This window comes from Bartonella sp. AP9QHHD (genome assembly GCF_042195625.1).
In the GTDB taxonomy this organism is placed as follows: Bacteria; Pseudomonadota; Alphaproteobacteria; order Rhizobiales; family Rhizobiaceae; genus Bartonella.
On sequence record NZ_JBHIOP010000093.1, the window covers coordinates 70,758 to 89,589 of the forward strand.

Genomic DNA, 18,832 nt, shown 5'->3' on the forward strand with positions numbered 1-18,832 from the left:
AAGGGCCAGAGATGGTCAGTTTAGGTGTTTTTGCCCGTAAGTTTTTTGGTTCAGCTCATGAGCGACATCTCAAAGCACTCCGCCAAAAAGTTGCACAAATTAATGCTTTGGAAGAACAATTCGTAAAATTAAGTGATGAGCAGCTTTGCCAAAAAACAGATGCCTTTCGTAAACGTCTTAGTGAAGGTGAGAGTGTTGATTTGCTCTTACCAGAAGCTTTCGCGACTGTTCGTGAAGCCGCAAAACGTGTTTATGACATGCGTCCTTTTGACGTGCAACTTATTGGTGGAATGGTCCTTCACGACTGCGGCATAGCTGAAATGCGTACTGGTGAAGGTAAAACATTAATGGCAACTCTACCAATTTATCTCAATGCATTGGAAGGTAAAGGCGTTCATGTTGTGACAGTAAACGATTATCTCGCCAGTCGTGATGCTGAAACAATGGGGAAAATTTTTAGTTTTCTAGGGCTTACAACAGGCGTGATTCTTCATGATCTTGATAGTGATGCCCGCCGAGAGGCCTATGCATGCGACATCACCTATGCCACAAATAATGAACTAGGTTTTGATTATTTGCGTGATAATATGGCCTTCGATCATAGTCAAATGGTCCAACGTGGACATCATTACGCAATTGTTGATGAAGTTGATTCGATTCTTATTGATGAAGCCCGTACCCCCCTTATTATTTCTGGTCCTCTAGAAGATCGTACTGACTTCTATAACCTTATTGATACATTTATTCCTGCCTTAACTCCAGAAGACTATGAAATAGACGAAAAACAAAAAACAACGACCTTTACCGAAGTTGGTACTGAAAAAATTGAAAAAATGCTCGAACAAGCTGGACATCTTAAAGGTGAGAGTCTTTATGACATAGAAAATGTCGCTATCGTTCATCATGTCAATAATGCTCTAAAAGCTCATAAACTGTTTGCTCGCGATAAAGATTATATTGTTCGCAATGATGAAATCGTTATTATTGACGAATTTACAGGGCGAATGATGCCTGGGCGGCGTTATTCTGAAGGACTTCATCAAGCGTTAGAAGCTAAAGAGCATGTTGCTATTCAACCAGAAAACCAGACACTTGCTTCCATCACTTTCCAAAATTACTTCCGTATGTATAGAAAATTATCTGGCATGACTGGAACTGCAACAACAGAAGCCGAAGAATTCAGAAATATTTATGGTCTTGACGTTGTCGAAGTCCCTACAAATTTGCCAATACAACGTATTGATGAAGATGATGAGATTTATCGAACAGCAGAAGAGAAATATCGGGCAATTGTGCGTGATATCCGTCAAGCTCATGAAAAAGAACAGCCTATTCTTGTTGGAACAACCTCTATTGAAAAGTCAGAACAATTGGCAGAGCGTTTGCGAAAAGAAGGCATTACCGATTTTAGAGTCTTAAATGCTCGCTATCACGAACAAGAAGCATATATCATTGCGCAAGCAGGAGTTCCTAGAGCTCTCACCATTGCAACCAACATGGCAGGACGCGGTACGGATATACAGCTTGGTGGTAATGTTGAAATGCGCATCCGACAAGAGTTACAGGATATCCCGGAAGGTCCAGAGCGGACAGCTAAAATTGAAGAAATAAAAAGAGATGTTCAGAAGCTTAAAGAAAAAGCTTTAGCGGCTGGAGGGCTTTACGTTATCGCTACTGAACGTCATGAAAGCCGTCGTATTGATAACCAGCTTCGTGGACGTTCTGGTCGCCAAGGCGATCCTGGTCGCTCAAAATTCTTTCTCTCTCTTCAAGATGATCTTATGCGTATCTTTGGCTCTAACCGTATGGATGGTATGCTGCAAAAACTTGGATTGAAAGAAAATGAAGCTATTATCCATCCATGGATTAATAAAGCCCTTGAAAAAGCACAAAAAAAGGTCGAAGCACGAAACTTTGAAATTCGTAAAAATCTGCTAAAATATGATGATGTCATGAATGATCAACGCAAGGTTATTTTTGAACAGCGTATGGAGGTCATGAATGCAGATGATTTATCAGAAATGATCCTTGAAATGCGTAATGAAGTCGTAGAGGATCTCGTAGAGGCTTATATTCCATCAGGGACATATTCTGAAAAATGGGATGCAAAAACTCTCGAAGAAGAGCTTCAACAACTCTTTAATCTTGAGCTTCCAGTGGAAGAATGGGCAAAAGAAGATGGAATTGCCGAGGAGCAAATTCTAGAGCGTGTATCAAATGCTGTTACAAAACTTGAAAATGAGCGTACTGAACGATATTCTCCAGAAGTTATGGCTTATTTTCACAAAGCAGTATTGCTCGAAACTATTGACACGTTATGGCGTGAACATCTGGTGAGTTTAGACCATTTGCGTTCTGTTGTTGGTTTTCGTGGTTATGCGCAGCGGGATCCGCTCAATGAATATAAGACAGAATCATTTGAACTCTTTCAAAGTATGTTGAAAAATTTGCGCCGAATTGTCACTTCTAAGCTTATGCGCTTTGAAATCATTCAACACCCCACAGAACCGACCATACCTGAGCAAACTGATGCTGCTTCTTCTGTCTTTAATGATCAAAGTCAAGAAAATGCTCCCACCTTATGGGCACGATCACAAGAAAATAGATTTGTTAATCCACAAGATCGTGACCCTAACGATATAACCACATGGGGAAAAGTTGGACGTAATGAGCGTTGTCCTTGCGGTTCAGAGAAAAAATACAAACACTGTCATGGAGCCTTTGTTTGAAAAGCAAACTATGCAAATGAATAAAAAGCGAAATTATGAGCAAGAATTGCGCACAGCTGGTTTAAGAGTAACACGTCAACGACGAGTTATTCTTGATATTTTGACTGATACAAATGATCATCCTAATGCATTTGAAATTTTTCAGCGTGCAAACAAAATAGATTCGAATATTTCACTCTCAACTGTTTATCGAACCATGAAAATATTAGAAGGAAATGGAACAATTCATCGCCATAGCTTTAGTGGTGGTCCATCTCGTTTTGAGCAAGCAGATGGGCAACATCATGATCATCTAATTGATATAGAAACAGGACAAGTTATCGAGTTTCATTCTGATGTTATTGAAAAGCTGCAAGAGGAAATTGCAAAATCCCTTGGCTATGATATTATTCATCACCGCCTTGAACTTTACGGAAAAAAAAACTCTTAAAAAAGTGATCATATATCATTAGATAAAATACCTCAGGCAAATCAAATTTTATAAAAATTTACCTTTAAAATATAATAGTTTTCATTGGCAAAAAAAAAGAATTGCTTTATTACCCCTCTTTGTATGATGCTATACGGTAATTCATTGCCAATATTATAACAAACAATCATTGCAACAAAATATTATAAAAATTGTATTATGAAAAATTAGGCCAATATTATCATGGTTTCCTTGCCACAAGATCGTATGAGACAGCTTGAAAAGCGCTTTGAAATAATTGAAAACCAAATGACGACGAATCCAAATGCTGAAACATATGTCAAATTAGCTTCTGAATATGCAGAACTACAACCCGTTATTACCTCTATACGCGCATTAAATGCTCTTTACGAAGAGATTACAGAATTAGAAACGATTATCAACGATAAACAAACAGATATAGAGATGCGTAATCTTGCCCAGGAAGAGCTACCATCGTTATATAAAAAAGTAGAGCAATTTGAAAAAGAACTCCAGATTCTGCTTTTACCTAAAGATGTTGCTGATGAAAAAAACGCTATTGTTGAAATTCGAGCAGGAACGGGTGGCTCAGAAGCAGCACTTTTTTCCGGTGATCTTTTCCGCATGTATGAACGTTATGCCCATGCTCACAATTGGAAAGTAGAAGTTATTTCACTTAGTGAGGGGGAAGTTGGCGGATATAAAGAGATTATTGCTACCATTTCAGGAAAAGGTGTCTTTTCTAAATTGAAATATGAATCAGGGGTTCATCGTGTGCAACGTATCCCAGAAACAGAGACAGGTGGGCGTATCCATACATCTGCTGCTACCGTTGCTGTGCTTCCAGAAGCTGAAGATATTGATATTGATATTCGTCCTGAAGATATTCGTATCGACACAATGCGTGCATCTGGAGCAGGAGGACAGCATGTTAATACAACGGATTCAGCTGTTCGTATCACGCATATTCCAACAGGAATTATGGTCGTACAAGCAGAAAAATCACAACATCAAAACCGAGCACGAGCCCTTCAAATTTTACGGGCACGCTTATTCGATATCGAACGACAAAAAGCGGAAAGTGAACGTTCAGCTTCTCGTAAAAGCCAAGTTGGTTCTGGTGATCGCTCAGAACGTATTCGTACCTATAATTTTCCACAAGGACGTGTCACGGATCACCGTATTAATCTAACCTTGTATAAGCTTGATCGCATTCTAGAGGGAGATCTTGATGAGCTTATTCATGCACTCATCTCAGATCACCAAACAGCACTCCTGATGGAAATGGACAATAATTGAACAAATATTCTTTCAAAAATGTCATCCAACAAACTCAAGAAAAATTGCGCATGAAAGGAATTTCTGAAGCCAATCTCGATGCGAAAATACTCATTGAATGGATAACAGGAATAAATGCTGCTGAAAGAGTTTCTAAACCAGATATGCATCTATCTTCTGAGCATATTATACAAATAGAACAGGCTTTACAACGGCGTATTGCAGGCGAACCCGTTTACCGTATTATAGGAGCACGAGAATTTTATGGTATATCTTTTACATTATCTCAAGAGACGTTAGAACCACGCCCTGATACAGAAACGCTGATAGATCTTGTTCTCCCTTTTCTCCAAAAACAGATCGAAAATTCGAGAAGAACAACATTCCTTGATATGGGAACAGGAAGTGGCGCCATTGCCATTGCCATTCTTAAACAAATTCCCCAATCCTATGCAGTCGCTGTCGATATTTCTGAAGATGCCCTTAAAACAGCGACAAAAAATGCAAAAAATGCTGAAGTAGCACACCGCTTCACACCCCTTCTTAGCGACTGGTTTGATTCTGTCACAGATCGCTTTGATTTTATTGTTTCCAATCCACCTTATATCCCCGCAAAAGATATCAAAAAACTTGCAAAAGAAGTGCGCTTACATGATCCATTGCGCGCTCTTGTCGGTGGAAAAGATGGTCTTGATTTTTATCGAAAGCTCGCCCATGAAGCAGCCAACTACTTAAAAGAAAACGGCACTATCGCTGTTGAAATTGGTTACTCTCAAGAAAAAGAAGTTTGCAATTTGTTTGAAACAAATGGCTTCCAATGTTTAGAAATGCGCAAAGACCTCAGTGGAATACCCCGCGCACTTCTATTTGCATGCAAACATTAAAATTCCCAATCATCATCCGTGGTAGCAACCGCCTTGCCAATGACATAAGAAGAACCTGCCCCTGAAAAAAAGTCATGATTTTCGTCAGAGTTTGGTGATAAAGCTGCCAAAATAGCGGGATTAACACGACAAACCTCAGGGGGGAAAAGAGCTTCAAAACCTAAATTCATTAAAGCCTTGTTAGCGTTATAATGAAGAAAAATTTTAACATCTTCTGTCAATCCAAGCGCATCATAAAGATCTTCAGTATATTTGCACTCGATGTTATAAAGATCAAAGAGCAGGTTAAAAGCAAAATCTTTAATTTCTTGTCTTTTGGCTTCATCAAGCTTTGCAAAGCCCAATTGGAATTTATAACCTATATAATAACCATGGACTGCTTCATCACGAATGATTAGTCGAATGAGGTCTGCTGTATTGGTCAACTTAGCGCGACTGGCCCAATACATGGGCAAATAAAAACCAGAATAAAATAAAAAGCTTTCCAGCAAAGTCGAAGCAATTTTTTTCTTAAGTGGATCATTTGCTTCATAACGCTCAAGTACTAATCTAGCCTTTTTCTGCAAATGAATATTTTCTTCTGACCATCTAAACGCATCATCAACTTCTACCGTCGAACAAAGGGTTGAAAAAATAGAGGAATAAGAACGTGCATGAACCGCTTCCATGAAGGCAATATTCGTCAAAACTGCCTCCTCATGCTCTGTTATCGCATCAGCCAGAAGCGAAATGGCTCCTACAGTGTTTTGAATTGTATCAAGAAGCGTTAGTCCTGTAAAAACACGAATCGTTAGCTTGCGTTCTTCATCCGTTAAGCTTGACCATGAGGGAATGTCATTGGAAAGTGGAACCTTCTCAGGTAACCAAAAATTCCCAGTTAAGCGGTTCCATACTTCAAGATCTTTCTCATCATGTAATCTATTCCAATTAACAGCGCACACAACAGGATTTTTGGTTGTAATCTTTGTCATATGATGATCTCCTATAAACTGCACGAAACACAGCCATCTACTTCTGTTCCACTCAATGCTACTTGCCGTAATCGTACATAGTAAATACTTTTTATCCCCTTTTTCCAGGCATAAATTTGTGCGCGATTAATATCACGTGTAGTAGCCGTATCAGGAAAAAATAATGTTAATGAAAGACCTTGATCAACATGCTGTGTTGCCGCAGCATAGGTATCTATAATTTTTTCAGGGCCAATCTCATAAGCATCTTGGTAAAAATTCAAATTCGTATTATCCATATAAGGAGCAGGATAATAAACGCGCCCAATTTTTCCCTCTTTGCGAATTTCGATTTTTGAAGCAATCGGATGAATGGAGGAAGTGGCATGATTAATATAGGAAATAGATCCCGTGGGAGGAACTGCCTGTAGATTGCGATTATAAAGCCCGTACTCAATAACTAATTTTTTGAGTTCCTGCCAATCCTTTTGATCTGGAATAACAATATTATTCCGTGCAAAAAGCTCTTGCACAAGCGCAAATTGCGGTTTCCATTCTTTTTCAATATATTTCTCGAAAAAACGTCCATCTGCATAAGCTGATTTTTCAAACCCTGCAAACATTTCTTGACGTTCGTGCGCAATTAAATTGGAAGCACGTATGGCGTGATATGTCACAATATAAAAATAGATATTGGTAAAATCAATCGCTTCTGGAGACCCATAATAGATCTGCTCACGCGCTAGAAACCCATGCAAATTCATTTGTCCCAAACCAATCGCATGACTTTCAGCATTGCCTTTCGCAATGGAAGGCACACAATCAATATTGCTCATATCCGAAACAGCAGTCAGAGCGCGAACAGCAGATTCCACGGTCTGTCCAAAATCAGGACTTTCCATTGCTTTGGCAATATTCATGGATCCAAGATTACAGGATATATCACTTCCAATCGTGCGATAAGTTAAATCTGTCTCCAGTTCACTCGCCTCACTCACCTGCAAAATTTCTGAACATAAATTGCTCATACTTATGCGCCCAGCTATCGGATTCGATCGATTAGCAGTATCCTCAAATAAAATATAGGGATAACCCGACTCAAATTGAATTTCCGCTAATGTCTGGAAAAAAACGCGTGCACTTATTTTCTTTTTACGAATCTTTGCATTATCAACAAAAGAACGATAATGCTCCGTTAAAGAAATATCGCTAAAGGGCTTACCTGTCACACGCTCGATGTCATACGATGAGAAGAGATACATATCCTCATTATTCCGTGCAAGCTCAAAAGTAATATCAGGAATAACGACACCAAGCGAAAGCGTTTTAATTCTAACTTTTTCATCAGCATTTTCACGCTTTGTATCCAAAAACTTCATAATATCTAAATGATGAGCATGCAAATAAACAGCTCCAGCCCCCTGTCGTGCCCCAAGCTGATTGGCGTAAGAAAAAGAATCTTCCAAGAGTTTCATCACCGGTAAAACACCTGAGGACTGATTTTCTATTTGCTTAATTGGCGCCCCTGCTTCCCGCAAATTCGTTAAACAAAGCGCCACACCTCCACCACGTTTTGAAAGCTGCAAAGCCGAATTAACCGAACGACCTATCGATTCCATATTATCTTCAACACGTAGCAAAAAACACGAAACCAATTCACCTCGTTGTTTTTTCCCAGCATTTAAAAATGTTGGTGTTGCCGGTTGAAAACGTCCTGTAATAATTTCATCCACAAAACTTTCAGCAAGAGCTTTATTCCCTTGTGCCAAATATAAAGCTACAAGACAAACGCGATCTTCATAACGTTCAAGATAACGTTTCCCATCAAAAGTCTTCAGTGTATAGCTGGTATAATACTTAAATGCGCCTAAAAAGGTAGGAAAACGAAATTTAAATGCATAAGCACGTTTAAAAAGCTTTTTAATAAAAGAAAAATCATAAAGCTCAAATAAAGCTTTTTCATAATAACCTTCCTCTATTAAGTAATCTACTTTTTCCTTCAGGTTATGAAAAAAAACTGTATTTTGATTAACATGCTGAAGAAAATATTGCCGCGCAGCAAGCCGATCCATATCAAATTGAATATGACCATTTTCATCATAAAGATTAAGCATTGCATTCAACGCATGATAATCAGTAATCTGATCCGATTTCTGCGATTGTCCTATACCAATTGTTTCCAAAATCTTTCCAATCCCTTTTTTACATAAATAACGTCTTCATCAGTTCCACGCAGCTCAAAACGATAAAGGCAAGGTACACAACATTTTTCAGCAATAATTTTACTTGCTAGATTATAATAGCGACCAAAATTACGATTCCCACCGCCAATAACACCACAAATTAATTTTCGGTTCTCAGCTTCATTAAGAAACTGGACAACGGCTTTCGGCACGGCCCCTCTTCCTTCACCATCTGCATATGTAGGAACAACCAATACATAAGGTTCACCAACCAATGCAGAAGGCTTTCTTTTATCAATTTTGAAGAGTCTTTGCCCAAGCTGCGAGACAAAATGTTCTGTATTACCCGTTGCACTCGAATAATAAACAATAAGCCCCATTAAGCACAAAGACCACTAATCATATCTGGTCTAAAACCAGACCAATGATTTTCACCACAAACAACGACAGGAACCTGACGATACCCCAGAGATTGAACAAAACTGTATGCTTGTTCATCACAGGAAATATCAACAACACGATAATGAATGCCTTTTGCATCAAAAGCGCGGCGTGTAGCATCACATTGGACACAAGATGGTTTGCTATAAATAGTGATCGACATTTTCTTCAACTTTCACAATTCCAAACAATCAACCCTGAAAGGTCAATCTAATAATTTTATAGGTACTCAAGAATAACAAAAAATAGAAATTGTACGCAAAACATGTGGTTATTTTCAAATAATACACAGCTTCCTGAACATAACAGAATTCCTCATCAAATAACTTCAAAAACTATGATGAGAATAAGCGATTATTCTACAACTTAAATGGCAAAGCCCCCTAGTTATAAAACAATCTTTTGCTTGCATTACAATTCCCTCCTGCTGTCTAAAAAACTAATGTTCTAAACTACCGTTTTTCAAGAGCTCTGTTTGCTCTTTTACGGCAAAAATCAATTACAAAAACGAAAGGAAATCCTTCCAAAAGAGACCCTTCAGTAAAAATACTGCTATACCTTTGGCCAATAAACTCTTTACAATAATGGAAATAACTTAGATACCAAACGAAACACACTAACACCCTCTTTTGTGCTTATTTAGAATCACCAATCATTTTGATACTATATATAGTATATACTCTCTCTCTTTCGTCAAGGTGAATTCAATTATTATTTTTAATTTTCCACGATCTTCCCACTAAAATTTTCAGTACTCAAAACTATGTAATAATATAACATTTTGTTGACAAACGTTATATTATTACATAGTTTCCAAAATAATAAGCAACGATGGTAAAAAATATGGATCTGCACTTCAATAAAACAACATTAGGCTATAGGAATAGAATAGCAATAAAGAACTTTTCAGCAAAGTTAAAAGCTGGTTCATTGGTTGCAATAACAGGTGATAATGGCGCTGGAAAATCGACACTGCTAAAAGCCATCGCCGGATTGATTAAACCTCTTAAAGGAAAAATTACAAAACCAAAAAAAAGCCGCATTGCTTATCTTGCTCAGCAATGTAATATAGATCAAACATTTCCAATTGATGTGAAAACGCTTGTAAAAACAGGACTGTGGTCTTTTTGTGGATTATGGAAGAATCAGCGCCCTTATGATTCTAAGATTCAAAATGCTCTTAAAATGGTTGGGCTTACAGAACTCGCACCCCGTTCGCTTGAAACATTATCAGGCGGGCAATTACAACGCGCTCTTTTTGCACGTATCATTGTACAAGATGCCAATATTATTTTACTTGATGAACCTTTCAATGGTGTAGATCATAATACCCAAAAAGACCTTCTTGCTCTGATCACATACTGGCAACAGCAAGGACGCACAATTCTCACCGCACTCCATAACCCTCTCATCGTGCAAGAATTTTTCCCCCAAATGATTCAAATTGATCAACAAAACGCCTTTTATGGAGAAACAACACAGTTTTTAAACAACACCCTTCATCACGTTATGCCACCTCTCACATCCAATTCTTTCCCTATTAGCGCACAAAAACAAAATCTTCTCATCAATGATCCTCTCTTTCTTAGGTTATAAGACGTGTATGCATTTTTTCTTGCCCCCTTTGTTGATTTCCAATTTATGCAAAACGCCCTTATCGGTTCTATTTTTCTGTCTATTAGCGCTTGTCCTGTTGGTGTGTTTTTGATGCTCCGAGGAATGAGCTTGACAGGAGATGCTATCTCTCATGCCATTCTTCCTGGTGTTGCAATTGCTTTTCTGATTTGTGGCTTTTCCCTCATATCTATGACACTTGGTGGTATCTTCGCTGGTCTTATTGTTGCTTTAGCAACCATTTTGATTTCACGAAACAGCTTTCAGAAAGAAGATGCATCCATGACCGTCTTTTATCTTATTGCACTCGCGGCAGGTGTTATTATTATCTCACTGAAAGACTCAACAATTGAGCTGCTTCATCTCTTATTCGGATCGGTTCTTGCACTTGATGCACAAGCCCTTTGGTTAATCACTACTATAATGCTGATTACACTCTGCAGCCTTTGTATTTTTTGGCGTGCACTCGTTTTAGAAAGCTTTGACCCCCTCTTTTTTAAATCACTCTCTCCATTGAGTAAATATATTCATATTTCATTGCTTGGACTTGTGGTGCTGAATCTGGTTGGAGGCTTTCAATCACTAGGAACATTACTTTCCGTTGGTATTATGATGATTCCAGCCATTACAGCCCGTTTTTGGTTTTCACGGCTAGGCCCTATTTGCGCGCTTTCCACTCTTTTTGGAATCATTTCTAGCGTATGTGGTCTCCTGCTTTCTTTTCATCTTTCACTTCCCTCCGGCCCTGCTATCATCATTGCCGCAGGATTTATTTATCTTGTTTCCTGTTTGATAAGTCCACGTGGCTTTATTGTAACATGGTTTCCCCACCTCTTTTATACCTCCTCACTTTAAGGAAAAAAATGTGCCTAAGTTTGCTCAAAAATTTGTTCTTCTTGGAGCTTTATTGCTTGCCCTTTCTCCATTTTCTGCTTCTGCACACAATAAAATCAAAGTTGTTGCGAGCTTTTCTATTCTTGCAGATCTCGTAAAAAATGTAGGAGACAACCATATCTCTATGACCACTTTTGTAGGTCCCAATGCGAATACTCACACTTATGAACCTACCCCCCATGATGCTCAGGCTCTTAGAAATGCTCAAATTATTTTCATCAACGGGCTTCATTTAGAAGGATTTATTGATCGCCTCATTACAGCAAGTGGTACAAAAGCACTTCTTGTCGAAGTTAGCGCTAACATTCCCTCCCTCAAAATGAAAAATCAAGAACATAATGCCCATCACCACCACAGCGTTATTGATCCACACGCTTGGCAAACAATTCCCAATGTCAAAATCTATGTGAAGAATATCGCTGCTGCTTTTTGTAAAATCGATCCACAATCCTGTACCAGCTACAAAAAAAATGCCGAAACCTACATCCAAAAACTTAAAATAGCACAAGATACCCTGAAAACAAAAATTGCTACCATTCCTAAAGATAAACGTATCATTATCACATCTCATGATGCCTTTGGCTATTTTGCCAAGGAATATGGTTTTACTATCCTTGCCCCTCAAAGTGCTTCAACAGAAACTGAAGCAACCGCAGCCGATGTTGCTAAACTTATAAAACAAATTAAAGCGAATAAAGCAACTGCCCTATTCGTTGAAAATATCTCTAATCCCCGTCTCATAAAACAGATTGCAAAAGAAACAGGCTTAACAATTGGTGGAACACTTTATTCTGATGCATTGTCAAACAAAAATGGCCCTGCAGCAACTTATCTCGATATGATGGAACATAATGTGAATACCATCATTGATGCTATCACAAAACATTAAGATCTTCTATAAAAGAGATAAAAAAGAGTTCATAAAATCGTAAGTCTATGATTATGTTACTAATGATGCCCCAACAGCTATAATTGATAACATTGATATGAAATAAAGTTACTTTTACAGAGAAATTTATACTCTATAGATTCTAAGATAGATAAAGTAAGTGGATTTATTGCCTCATGGTGCCCAAACTGTCAGCAGTAGCATTCTATTTTTCAATGCTTTTTTTACAATAACTCTCGACACTTGAAACGATTCATAAGAAGAATTTGGTGTCTCTTTCTTAAAGTATTTTTATCTATCCAACTTCATTTATAACATGCAAGTAGAATTAGTGTATGAATAAAAACCACTTGAAGAAAAAATACCTCTTATGAAGAGTCTCAACACAATAATTGTTGCAATGTTGGAGACTGAAAGAGAGTATGATAATGGCCCCAGCTTGCATTTTTATAAGCATAAAGATGGCGATACACAATGGATTTTATGTTATACTACTTATAAACGACTGCGTGAAAAAATAGTTGGAACAACCTTGCAAGATATTTTTTAAAAAAAGTGCGTAAATTGGCAACCCAATAGCCTTCTGTTTAGGTATTCTGTTTTGTATGAGAGATGCAATTCTATTACGTAAAAAAATGTGTTCGGCAATACTTAATCGCCATTATGTAAGAGACACTGGCTCAGATGTTTTTGAAAATTGCAATACTAAATTAAAAGATGATGCTAAAGACAGAATCTATTTTTTATTTGATGCTTTCATATTCTCCCTAAATTAAGCTGTCTCCTCATTTTAGAAATTACACAAGCAGATAAGCTTATTCTACTTTGGCATACAAAACTGAATACAGCACTGAACCGTCTTCATATTTGTCTCAAACATACTGCTGTATAAAGTTTAGGTTGATTTATAAGCAACAAAAAGCACGCGCTTTATAAGAAAGTAATATCATAAAACCATTAATAAACTGGCAATATATTGAAAAAATATACCAGCTTTTATAGAATGCTTTGTAAAACAATAACATAACTGCCTTTGTCCCTGCTGATTCTTATAGGTATTCGCATCGATCCCTTATGTTATATTCATAAAGATCTGTTTGAGGATGATCTACAGGCAATTTTTAACTCAAGAATATAGAAAAGATCGATGAGATGTTACAGATGTGTTTCATCTGCTTTTATCGCTAAAAGTAATGAAAATTCTAAAACAAGCACGCCTTCTATCTCTCAGTGATTTTTTGCAACTTATCAGATACCCTTGCTGAGAATTGCATAGTGATTTACATGAGAAAAAATAAACTTGCAGCATGCGCGCATAGGTTTCTCTCTAATTTATGTGATTGGTAAAAAAAACAAATGCTTCTTATAGGAGCTCTGAAACTATTTTAGATCATATGGCCAGCGGTAAGATAGAATGCGCCTATTCTCGTAGAGATTATTTAGAACAGCGTCGTATTTTGTGCATCAAATAGACTTCTTATGTTAGGGATCAAAGCTCAGATATGGGGCGCATCCTTCCTTATCTGTAACTCATTTTTTCTCTCTATTTCTCTCATTTGCTTTTATAATACACATAAATTATTACATCAAGAAACATATTATAATATGTTGTTTTTTATAACAAAATTATAAATGAGTAAAAATATGGTTAATAAAGATTTATTCTATATTGATATTTTTTTATAATGAAAATGATGTTTGAAAATTATATTCTTCTTACAGACCGTGAAAATGCAAAATTTCTTCATATAAATGTTTTGACATTCTCAGCGCTATGGGACAATAGATCATTACCAAAACTGTTAAAATTTTGTTTTTAATCCCATCGGTTACAACCTGAGTTTGTAAATGTAATTGAGCAAGTCAAAACACACCATTATCATGACGCAGCATAAAAGAGAGTCGTATCACATCAATTAATGCTTACTTATTATTTGTGCGCTTTCCTGTGTTTTTATTAAAAGTATGAAAATTCTGATGAGCAACAGTGAAACTTAGTTTTTGACCATAGTCGTGTGTCAAGCGTTCTTTTATTTCAATCGTAAAGATGATACCATTCCAACGCGTTAAAACATGGCAACCTGTTCCAATAAGCTTGATAAGCTCAATTTTTGTGTGAAAGACAGGCCCTTTATCTGGATGTTCGCCCAATAAGATTATTTCAGGTCTGAATGCTAAAAGATCAGTTTCTTCACCATAAGAAAATGAATGCCCTAAATGTTGTTCTAAGACATAGCGATCAAGAAAATTCATAGGAGGAGAACCAATAAAATCAGCAACAAATGTTGTTGCTGGAGTATCGTAAATTTCCATTGGTGTTCCAATTTGCTCGATAGCTCCTTTATTCAAAACGACTATTCTATCAGCTAATGTCATAGCTTCTAGTTGATCATGGGTAACATAGAGGCTCGTTGTTCCTAATGAACGCTGTAGTGTTTTTATTTCAATACACATTTGCGCCCGTAATTTTGCATCAAGATTTGAAAGAGGTTCATCAAAGAGAAAAACACGGGGTTGACGTACAATCACACGCCCCATTGCAACACGCTGACGTTGTCCTCCTGATAATTGTCGTGGTTTACGATCAAGAAATGGTTCTATCTCCAAAAGCTTTGCAGCATGTGCGATACGTTTTTTAATTTCTTCTTTAGGAGTTTTACGATTTTTAAGACCATATTCTAAATTTCCACGAACTGTCATATGGGGATAAAGGGCATAATTTTGAAAAACCATAGCGATATCACGATCAGCTGGTTCACGATCATTGATACATTCGTTATCAATGCATAATTCACCTGAGGTAACTTGTTCAAGTCCTGCTATAATACGTAATAAGGTCGATTTTCCGCACCCTGAAGGACCGACAAGAACAAGAAGTTCTTTATCGGCAACAGTTAAGTTTAAATCATCAATGACCAGAATGCCGTTGTCATACTGTTTTTTTATATTTGATAACTGGATTATGGCCACAATTACTTCTCCGTTTCAATAAGGCCTTTGATAAAAAGCCGCTGCATGAAGATAACAACAAGAACAGGGGGAACCATGGCAACAACCGATACTGCCATGAGTATATTCCATTGAGGATCATGTTGAAGTGATTCGACAATAAGCTGTTTTAAAATAATAAGGATCGTTTGATGATTTTGATCCGTTGTGATGATAAGAGGCCAGAGATATTGTATCCATCCATAAATGAACATAATGATAAATAAAGCAGCAATATTGCTTTTACTAAGAGGAAGAAGAATATCCTTAAAAAATTTAACTGGACCTGCACCATCAACACGTGCCGCCTCTAAGAGTTCATCTGGAACAGTCAAAAAAAACTGGCGAAATAAAAATGTAGCGGTCGCAGATGCAATAAGTGGAATAATCATTCCACTATAGGTGTTGACCATCCCCAATTTTGCAACAATCTCATAGGTTGGAAGAATACGAACTTCGACAGGGAGCATCAATGTAACAAAAATAAGAACAAAAGCAGTTTTTCGGAAGGGAAAGCGCATGTAAATAATTGCATAAGCAGACAAAAGTGAAATAATAATTTTTCCAACGCTAATCCCAAGAGCCATAATGAATGAATTCATTAAGAGTGGCCAGAGGTTGGGCAAACCCAGCTGTGCAAGGCCATCACCAAAGATTGTTTTATAATTTTCCAGAGCATATTTCCCAGGCAAAAGAGGAAGTGTTCCTGAGTTAAATGCTGCTGAACTATGAGTTGATGCAATGATAGCAACATAAACTGGAAAGCAAATAATGATAATACCAACAATGAGAATAATATGGGTTAGAAATTTCAAAACAGGGCGATTTTCAACCATAATTTGTTTCCTAATATTGTACACGGCGCTCAATCCAGCGAAACTGGATAAACGTTAAGACAATAACCATCAACATCAATATTGTTGATTGTGCTGCTGATGCACCGATTATTTGATTTCTAAAGCCATCGTCATATACTTTATAGACGAGGATGCTCGTTGCACGCGCAGGACCTCCAGAAGTTGTATTATCAATAATACCAAAAGTATCAAACATAACATAATTGACATTGACAATAAGAAGGAAAAACGTCGTTGGTGAAATTTGCGGGAAAACCACTGTCCAAAATCGTTTAAAGGGACCAGCACCATCAATGGCGGCTGCTTCTATTTGAGAACGCGGAACAGATTGAAGACCTGTAAGAAAAAAGAGAAAATTGTAAGAAATTTGTTTCCAACTAGCCGCAATGACAATAAGAATCATTGCTTGAGTGCCATTAATACGATAATTCCATAGCACCCCTATTTTCTCGAGAAAAAAAGGGATAATTCCGATGGTGGGATGAAAGATAAACAGCCACAATATACCTGCCAATACTGGAGCAACAGCATAGGGCCAGAGCAAAAGCATTGTATAAGCCTTTTTTGCACGGATGACACGATCAACACAGACAGCTAAGAGAAGTGATATTGTCATTGAAGCGACAGTAACTGAGATGGAAAATACTGCGGTTGTAAAAAGCGATTGCCGATAAGTAGGATCAGAAAGAACGGTTAGATAATTCTCAAAACCAATAAAGGTTGTTGTAAAGCCAAAAGGGTCTTCACGCTCAAAAGATGATTTTATTGCTTGAGCAGCAGGCCAAAAGAAAAACAAAAAAGTCACAAGAAGCTGAGGAAAAAGCAGTCCGTAAGAAAGTAGACTATTTTTAAAATATGCATGTTTTTCTTGCATTCATAGGGCTCTTTAAATGTAGAGACTTTAAAAAAGTAAACAAAAAGGACTCAACCGTTTTTGTTGAGTCTTTAATGTTTAACAATAAAACGAAATTAATGATTAGATCTTTCAAATTCACGCAAGAGTTTATTTCCACGTTCAACGGTCTCATCTAAACCATCTTTCGGCGTTTTTGAACCACTAAGAACAGCTTCCAACTCTTGATCAAGAATGGCACGAATTTGTGGTAAATTACCAAATCTTATCCCTTTTGAGTTAACTGTTGGTGGATTAAGATTAATCTGTTTGATAGCTATATCCGCACCTGGCGTTTTTTCATAGAAATGTTGTTTTTTGCTCAATTCATAAGTCGCTTTTGTGGTTGGGAGATAACCTGTTTCCTGATGCCATTTTGCTTGATTTTCTGTTTTTGAAAGAAATTTAAGAAAAGCGGCTGCCCCTGCATATTCCTTTGGAGTATGGCCCTTAAACGCCCAAATAGAAGCTCCCCCAATAACTGAATTTTGTGGTGCTCCTTCTGTATCCTTATAGTACGGTAGCATACCAACCCCCACATTAAACTGAGCTTCAGAAACAATTCCAGCATGTGATCCTGAAGATTGCATAAAAATTGCACAATTTTGTGCCATAAACATTGGTGTTGAATCTAATGCACCTGCTGGACCACCATAACGGAAAATACCTTGATCAGACCACTTTTTCAGGTCAGTCCACATACGCACTTGTAAAGGTCCATTAAATGTAAGTTCTGAATCAAGTCCTTTAAAGCCATTTTCCTTCGTTCCAAAAGGAACATTATGCAACGCTGAAAAATTTTCTATACCAATCCATTGAGCGGCATAAGCCATTGTAAAACCACAAGTTGCCGCTTTAGTCTCAAGAATTTTCTTGGAAAAGTTTTCTATATCTTGCCACGTTCTAGGAGGCTGTTCTGGATCAAGCCCTGCTTTTTTAAAGATATCTTTGTTATAATAAAGGATGGGTGTTGAAATATTAAATGGCATAGAGACGATACGTCCCTGTTCATCGGAGTAATAACCACTAATAGCAGGGAAATAATCTGTAGGATCAAATTCTTGTTTTGTATCAGCCATAAGTTGATAAAATGGGTAGATTGCACCTTTTGCAGCCATCATAGTTCCAGTACCAACGTCATAAATTTGAGCAAGTACTGGCTGTTTCTTTCCACGAAATGCTGCAATGAGTGAAATCAATCCCTCTTCATATTCACCGCGAAATGAAGAAACAACTTTATACTCAGATTGACTTGCATTAAAATCGTTAATGAGACTTTCAGTTTGCTTTCCTAATTCACCACTCATAGAATGCCAAAAGCTGATTTTTGTCTGTGCAAAACTTTCTGTCATCCCCGCTGTGGACATTATGATAGCAACCGTGGCCGCTATGGAAAGATAAAAACGACTCATGCTTCACCCTTTCTGAAGTGATGGAATACAAACTACCCCTAAATTTATAGTATTACACATGAACATGCTATGACAGTTTTATTTCAGAAACATATTCTCTCATTTAAACAGGAACCACCTAAAGGTCAAATGAATTTGTTTAAATTTATTTATTTTCTTTTATAAGCTTTCTTATGTATTCACGAAATACGCGTTTGTAACTATCTGAAAAAAGTGAGATGGCTTAAATAAGAAAAGTCACTTGGTAAAAAGATATAGATCGTAAATATCATTTCAATGACTATTTTAATATCTGGATTTACTTTTTTAAAAAGAATTGTTTATTCTTTTATTATTTGTCTTATAACTTTCGGCTTATAACTTTAACACGATGTTGCTACTGAATTTAAAG

Annotated in this window: 15 protein-coding genes; 7 read left to right on the top strand and 8 right to left on the bottom strand. The window is 37.2% G+C overall.

Annotated elements, in window-relative coordinates; genetic code table 11:
* Positions 1-11 precede the first annotated feature (11 nt).
* The 4 genes from secA to prmC all read left to right on the top strand — a co-directional run bounded on the left by secA (position 12) and on the right by prmC (position 5,321).
* Positions 12-2,729 carry a preprotein translocase subunit SecA gene (secA, locus tag ACFIK4_RS08460; protein ID WP_375675750.1) on the top strand — a complete coding sequence of 906 codons (2,718 nt, stop codon included), beginning with the start codon at positions 12-14 and terminating at the stop codon, positions 2,727-2,729.
* Positions 2,668-3,159: a Fur family transcriptional regulator gene (locus ACFIK4_RS08465; RefSeq protein ID WP_375611830.1), complete on the top strand. Its 492-nt coding sequence runs from the start codon at positions 2,668-2,670 to the stop codon at positions 3,157-3,159. Before secA ends, ACFIK4_RS08465 begins: the two co-directional genes overlap by 62 nt.
* A 222-nt stretch (positions 3,160-3,381) precedes the next feature.
* Positions 3,382-4,458 (top strand): peptide chain release factor 1, encoded by a 1,077-nt coding sequence (gene prfA, locus ACFIK4_RS08470; protein WP_375668321.1) that lies wholly within the window; start codon positions 3,382-3,384, stop codon positions 4,456-4,458.
* On the top strand, positions 4,455-5,321 hold the full coding sequence (gene prmC / locus ACFIK4_RS08475; RefSeq protein WP_375613295.1) for a peptide chain release factor N(5)-glutamine methyltransferase: 867 nt from the start codon (positions 4,455-4,457) through the stop codon (positions 5,319-5,321). Before prfA ends, prmC begins: the two co-directional genes overlap by 4 nt.
* Here the strand turns inward: prmC and nrdF are convergent.
* The 4 genes from nrdF to nrdH are packed head-to-tail and all read right to left on the bottom strand — an operon-like array spanning position 5,318 to position 9,058.
* Complete coding sequence (gene nrdF / locus ACFIK4_RS08480; RefSeq protein ID WP_273722534.1) at positions 5,318-6,292, bottom strand: class 1b ribonucleoside-diphosphate reductase subunit beta; 975 nt, start codon at positions 6,290-6,292, stop codon at positions 5,318-5,320. The two genes, prmC and nrdF, sit on opposite strands and share 4 nt — an antisense overlap.
* 11 nt (positions 6,293-6,303) lie before the next feature.
* On the bottom strand, positions 6,304-8,454 hold the full coding sequence (gene nrdE / locus ACFIK4_RS08485) for a class 1b ribonucleoside-diphosphate reductase subunit alpha (protein ID WP_375638354.1): 2,151 nt from the start codon (positions 8,452-8,454) through the stop codon (positions 6,304-6,306).
* Entirely contained in the window at positions 8,436-8,834 is a 399-nt protein-coding gene (gene nrdI, locus ACFIK4_RS08490; RefSeq protein ID WP_375613294.1) for a class Ib ribonucleoside-diphosphate reductase assembly flavoprotein NrdI, read from the bottom strand. The genes nrdE and nrdI overlap by 19 nt, the downstream gene beginning before the upstream one ends.
* Entirely contained in the window at positions 8,834-9,058 is a 225-nt protein-coding gene (gene nrdH, locus ACFIK4_RS08495; protein ID WP_005774163.1) for a glutaredoxin-like protein NrdH, read from the bottom strand. Before nrdH ends, nrdI begins: the two co-directional genes overlap by 1 nt.
* Before the next feature lie 680 nt (positions 9,059-9,738).
* Here nrdH and ACFIK4_RS08500 point away from each other — a divergent pair.
* From ACFIK4_RS08500 to ACFIK4_RS08510, 3 genes are read left to right on the top strand one after another with little or no spacing between them, the layout of a single operon-like run.
* A complete protein-coding gene (locus tag ACFIK4_RS08500) occupies positions 9,739-10,491 on the top strand; it encodes an ABC transporter ATP-binding protein (protein WP_375613293.1) in 753 nt (250 codons plus the stop codon).
* 3 nt (positions 10,492-10,494) lie between these two features.
* On the top strand, positions 10,495-11,364 hold the full coding sequence (locus ACFIK4_RS08505; protein ID WP_375613292.1) for a metal ABC transporter permease: 870 nt from the start codon (positions 10,495-10,497) through the stop codon (positions 11,362-11,364).
* Between the two features lie 10 nt (positions 11,365-11,374).
* Positions 11,375-12,292, top strand: a complete 918-nt coding sequence (locus ACFIK4_RS08510) for a metal ABC transporter solute-binding protein, Zn/Mn family (RefSeq protein WP_375613291.1) — start codon at positions 11,375-11,377, stop codon at positions 12,290-12,292.
* A 1,923-nt stretch (positions 12,293-14,215) separates the two neighbouring features.
* Here ACFIK4_RS08510 and ACFIK4_RS08515 read toward each other — a convergent pair.
* The 4 genes from ACFIK4_RS08515 to ugpB form a co-directional block, all read right to left on the bottom strand.
* Complete coding sequence (locus tag ACFIK4_RS08515; RefSeq protein WP_375613290.1) at positions 14,216-15,262, bottom strand: sn-glycerol-3-phosphate import ATP-binding protein UgpC; 1,047 nt, start codon at positions 15,260-15,262, stop codon at positions 14,216-14,218.
* Positions 15,263-15,264: 2 nt separating this feature from the next.
* The gene (ugpE, locus tag ACFIK4_RS08520; protein ID WP_375613289.1) at positions 15,265-16,116 is read right to left on the bottom strand and encodes a sn-glycerol-3-phosphate ABC transporter permease UgpE; all 852 of its coding nucleotides are present in this window, start codon (positions 16,114-16,116) and stop codon (positions 15,265-15,267) included.
* 10 nt (positions 16,117-16,126) lie between these two features.
* Complete coding sequence (ugpA, locus tag ACFIK4_RS08525; protein ID WP_375627662.1) at positions 16,127-17,011, bottom strand: sn-glycerol-3-phosphate ABC transporter permease UgpA; 885 nt, start codon at positions 17,009-17,011, stop codon at positions 16,127-16,129.
* A gap of 95 nt (positions 17,012-17,106) precedes the next feature.
* Positions 17,107-18,441 carry a sn-glycerol-3-phosphate ABC transporter substrate-binding protein UgpB gene (gene ugpB, locus ACFIK4_RS08530; RefSeq protein ID WP_375618067.1) on the bottom strand — a complete coding sequence of 445 codons (1,335 nt, stop codon included), beginning with the start codon at positions 18,439-18,441 and terminating at the stop codon, positions 17,107-17,109.
* Between the last annotated feature and the right edge of the window lie 391 nt (positions 18,442-18,832).

Excerpts from the sequence above, each read along its gene's own strand:
- secA (WP_375675750.1), top strand. The coding sequence starts at position 12 with ATGGTCAGTTTAGGTGTTTTTGCCCGTAAGTTTTTTGGTTCAGCTCAT.
- ACFIK4_RS08465 (WP_375611830.1), top strand. The coding sequence starts at position 2,668 with ATGAGCGTTGTCCTTGCGGTTCAGAGAAAAAATACAAACACTGTCATG.
- prfA (WP_375668321.1), top strand. The coding sequence starts at position 3,382 with ATGGTTTCCTTGCCACAAGATCGTATGAGACAGCTTGAAAAGCGCTTT.
- nrdF (WP_273722534.1), bottom strand. The coding sequence starts at position 6,292 with ATGACAAAGATTACAACCAAAAATCCTGTTGTGTGCGCTGTTAATTGG.
- nrdI (WP_375613294.1), bottom strand. The coding sequence starts at position 8,834 with ATGGGGCTTATTGTTTATTATTCGAGTGCAACGGGTAATACAGAACAT.
- nrdH (WP_005774163.1), bottom strand. The coding sequence starts at position 9,058 with ATGTCGATCACTATTTATAGCAAACCATCTTGTGTCCAATGTGATGCT.
- ACFIK4_RS08500 (WP_375613293.1), top strand. The coding sequence starts at position 9,739 with ATGGATCTGCACTTCAATAAAACAACATTAGGCTATAGGAATAGAATA.
- ugpE (WP_375613289.1), bottom strand. The coding sequence starts at position 16,116 with ATGGTTGAAAATCGCCCTGTTTTGAAATTTCTAACCCATATTATTCTC.
- ugpA (WP_375627662.1), bottom strand. The coding sequence starts at position 17,011 with ATGCAAGAAAAACATGCATATTTTAAAAATAGTCTACTTTCTTACGGA.
- ugpB (WP_375618067.1), bottom strand. The coding sequence starts at position 18,441 with ATGAGTCGTTTTTATCTTTCCATAGCGGCCACGGTTGCTATCATAATG.